Origin of the sequence: Streptomyces ossamyceticus (genome assembly GCF_001418475.1) — a bacterium.
GTDB lineage: Bacteria > Actinomycetota > Actinomycetes > Streptomycetales > Streptomycetaceae > Streptomyces > Streptomyces ossamyceticus.
Genome location: NZ_LIQX01000472.1, coordinates 1 through 3,136 on the forward strand (window position 1 = coordinate 1; position 3,136 = coordinate 3,136).

Annotated in this window: 4 protein-coding genes and 1 pseudogene; 3 read left to right on the top strand and 2 right to left on the bottom strand. The window is 69.4% G+C overall.

Going from position 1 to position 3,136, the window contains the following annotated elements; genetic code table 11:
* The 3 genes and pseudogenes from AOK15_RS29785 to AOK15_RS29795 all read left to right on the top strand — a co-directional run.
* Nucleotides 1-130: pseudogene (locus AOK15_RS29785) on the top strand (roadblock/LC7 domain-containing protein); the annotation flags it as partial.
* A 9-nt stretch (nucleotides 131-139) separates the two neighbouring features.
* Nucleotides 140-535, top strand: a complete 396-nt coding sequence (locus AOK15_RS29790) for a DUF742 domain-containing protein (protein ID WP_055521439.1) — start codon at nucleotides 140-142, stop codon at nucleotides 533-535.
* Nucleotides 536-587: 52 nt separating this feature from the next.
* Nucleotides 588-1,193, top strand: coding sequence for a GTP-binding protein (locus AOK15_RS29795; RefSeq protein WP_055521440.1), 606 nt, complete (start codon nucleotides 588-590; stop codon nucleotides 1,191-1,193).
* 55 nt (nucleotides 1,194-1,248) lie between these two features.
* Here AOK15_RS29795 and glpK read toward each other — a convergent pair whose 3' ends face one another.
* Both glpK and AOK15_RS29805 read right to left on the bottom strand, forming a co-directional pair.
* Entirely contained in the window at nucleotides 1,249-2,769 is a 1,521-nt protein-coding gene (gene glpK / locus AOK15_RS29800) for a glycerol kinase GlpK (RefSeq protein ID WP_055521441.1), read from the bottom strand.
* A 199-nt stretch (nucleotides 2,770-2,968) separates the two neighbouring features.
* Nucleotides 2,969-3,136: aquaporin (locus AOK15_RS29805; protein WP_205632259.1), on the bottom strand; the 168-nt coding region annotated here is incomplete at its 5' end.

A 3,136-nucleotide genomic window follows, 5' to 3' on the forward strand; every position in this document is an offset into this window, starting at 1 on the left:
CGCCCTCGCCGTCCTCGCCGACGCGGAGGCCGACATCGGGCAGGTCGCCTACGAGATGACGCTGCTGGTCAAGCGGGTCGGCGTACATCTGGGCTCCGCCCCACGCACCGATCTGCCCCAGGGCGGGTAGTGGGATGGCATGAGCCGAGACGGTCAGGGAAGAAGCCACTGGTTCGACGACGAGGCCGGACCGGTGGTTCGTCCGTACGCCATGACGCGCGGCCGGACCAGCCACGCGGTGCAGCACCGCCTCGATCTGATCGCCGTGGTCGTCGCGGAGCCCCACGTCGACGATCCGGAGGACGACCACTCGCTGTCCCCGGAGCACGTCCGCATCGTGGAGATGTGCCGTGACACCCCGCAGTCCGTCGCCGAACTCGGCGCCGAACTGGACCTGCCCGTCGGAGTGGTCCGGGTCCTCGTCGGCGACCTCGTCGACGATGAACTGGTCCATGTGAATCGTCCAGTTCCGCCTGCCGAACTGGTGGACGAGAGTATTCTGCGCGACGTGATCAGCGGCCTCCGGGCGCTGTGAGCAGGCCGCGGTCCGCCGTCGCGCGACAACCATCCAGCAGGAGAAGAGACCGATGATCCTCGGGCGCACTGAGCGCGGCACACCTCCGGTCGAGCCCGTCACGCTCAAGATCCTCGTGGCCGGCGGCTTCGGCGTGGGCAAGACGACCCTCGTCGGCGCGGTCAGCGAGATCAAGCCGCTGCGCACCGAGGAGGTGCTGACCGAGGCGGGCCGCCCGGTCGACGACACCACCGGTGTGGAGGGCAAGCACACCACCACCGTGGCCATGGACTTCGGGCGCATCACCCTGCGCGAGGACCTCGTCCTGTACCTCTTCGGCACGCCCGGCCAGGACCGCTTCTGGTTCCTGTGGGACGAGCTGGCGTCCGGCGCCCTGGGTGCCGTGGTGCTCGCCGACACCCGCCGCCTGGAGGACTGCTTCGCAGCCGTCGACTACTTCGAGCGGCGCTCCATCCCCTTCGTCATCGGCGTCAACTGCTTCGACACGGCGGCGCATTACCCGCCGGAGACCGTCCGCCAGGCCCTCGACCTCGACCCCGACGTCCCGGTCGTGCTGTGCGACGCGCGTCGACGGGAATCCGTCAAGGACGTCCTGGTCGCCGTCGTCCGGCACGCGATGGCGTTCACCGCGGAGCACCGCCAGACCGTCACGACCTGAGCACGACCCGTACCCCCGCCGACCGGGGTACGGGCCGTGGCCTCCGGGCGCGCTCTCAGTCGGCGTCGTCCTCGTGCCAGCCGAAGCTCTTCTCCACCGCCTTGCGCCAGTTGTGGTACTCGCGGTCGCGGACGGAGTCCTCCATGGACGGTGTCCACTCGGCGTCCTTGCTCCAGTGCGACTTCAGCTCGTCCAGGTCGTTCCACACCCCGGTCGCGAGCCCGGCCGCGTAGGCGGCTCCCAGACATGTCGTCTCGGAGACCCGGGGGCGGATCACCGGCACGCCCAGGACGTCCGCCTGGTGCTGCATCAGCAGATTGTTCCGGGTCATGCCGCCGTCCACCTTGAGGGTCGTGATGCGCACCCCCGAGTCCTGGAACATGGCGTCCACGACCTCCCGCGTCTGCCAGCTCGTCGCCTCCAGCACCGCCCGCGCCAGATGCGCCTTGGTGACGTACCGCGTCAACCCGGTGACGACCCCACGGGCATCGGAGCGCCAGTACGGGGCGAACAGCCCCGAGAACGCGGGCACGATGTACGCCCCGCCGTTGTCGTCGACGCTCGCCGCCAGCGGTTCGATCTCGTCGGCGGTACGGATGATGCCCAGCTGGTCGCGGAACCACTGCACCAGGGCGCCCGTGATCGCGATCGACCCCTCCAGGCAGTACACCGGCGCCTCGTCACCGATCTTGTACCCCATGGTCGTGAGCAGTCCGCTCTTCGACGCCACGGGCCGGTTGCCGGTGTTGAGCAGCAGGAAACTGCCGGTGCCGTACGTGTTCTTCGCGGTGCCCACGTCGTAGCAGGCCTGCCCGAACACCGCCGCCTGCTGGTCGCCGAGCGCCGACGCCACGGGGACGCCCGCGAGTTGGCCCACGGCGGTGCCGTACACCTCGGCGGAGGACCTGATCTCCGGGAGGACCGCCTCCGGCACGTCCATCGCGGACAGGATCGAGGGGTCCCACTGGAGGGTCTCCAGGTTCATCAGCATGGTGCGCCCGGCGTTGGTGACGTCGGTGACGTGCCGTCCGCCGTCCGTCCCGCCGGTGAGGTTCCAGATCAGCCAGGAGTCGATCGTGCCGAAGGCGATCTCGCCTCGTTCGGCGCGGGTCCGCAGGCCCGGCACGTTGTCGAGCAGCCAGGTGGCCTTGGGACCGGAGAAGTAGCTGGCCAGCGGCAGACCGGTCTGCTCACGGAACCGGTCCTGCCCGTCGGGGCCGCCGAGTTCGTTGCAGAGCGCGGAGGTCCGCGTGTCCTGCCAGACGATCGCGTTGTGCACGGGTTTGCCCGTGGCCCGGTCCCACAGGACGGTCGTCTCGCGCTGGTTGGTGATGCCGAGCGCGCTGATCTGGTCCGGGCGCAGACCCGCCTTGGCGATCGCCCCGGCGACGACCGCCTGCACCTTCGACCAGATCTCGGTGGCGTCGTGCTCCACCCAGCCCGGCTTGGGGAAGATCTGGCGGTGTTCGCGCTGGTCCACGGCGACGATGGCGCCGCCCCGGTCGAAGATGATGCAACGGCTGGAGGTGGTGCCCTGGTCGATGGCGGCGACGTACTTCTGGGCGTTGTCCGGCATGACATCCCCTTACGTCTTGCGTCGATACACGTCTTGCGTCGCTACGCGCTTCTCGTCTCCGCGCGCCTTGCGTCTCTACGTCGTGCTGTGTCTCCGCGTCGTGCTGTGTCTCTGCGGATCCTGCGCGTCCTGCGCGTCCTGCGCGTCTTGCGCGTCTTGCCGTCGTTTCCTGCGTCGATGCGGGTGCTCCGGCGGTGAGTCAGAAGGCCGCGTTGTAGACGAGGCCCGCGAGAACCCCGCCGACCAGCGGGCCGACGACCGGGATCCAGGCGTAGCCCCAGTCGGAGGTGCCCTTGTTCGGGATAGGCAGGAACGTGTGCACGATGCGCGGGCCGAGGTCACGCGCCGGGTTGATCGCGTAACCGGT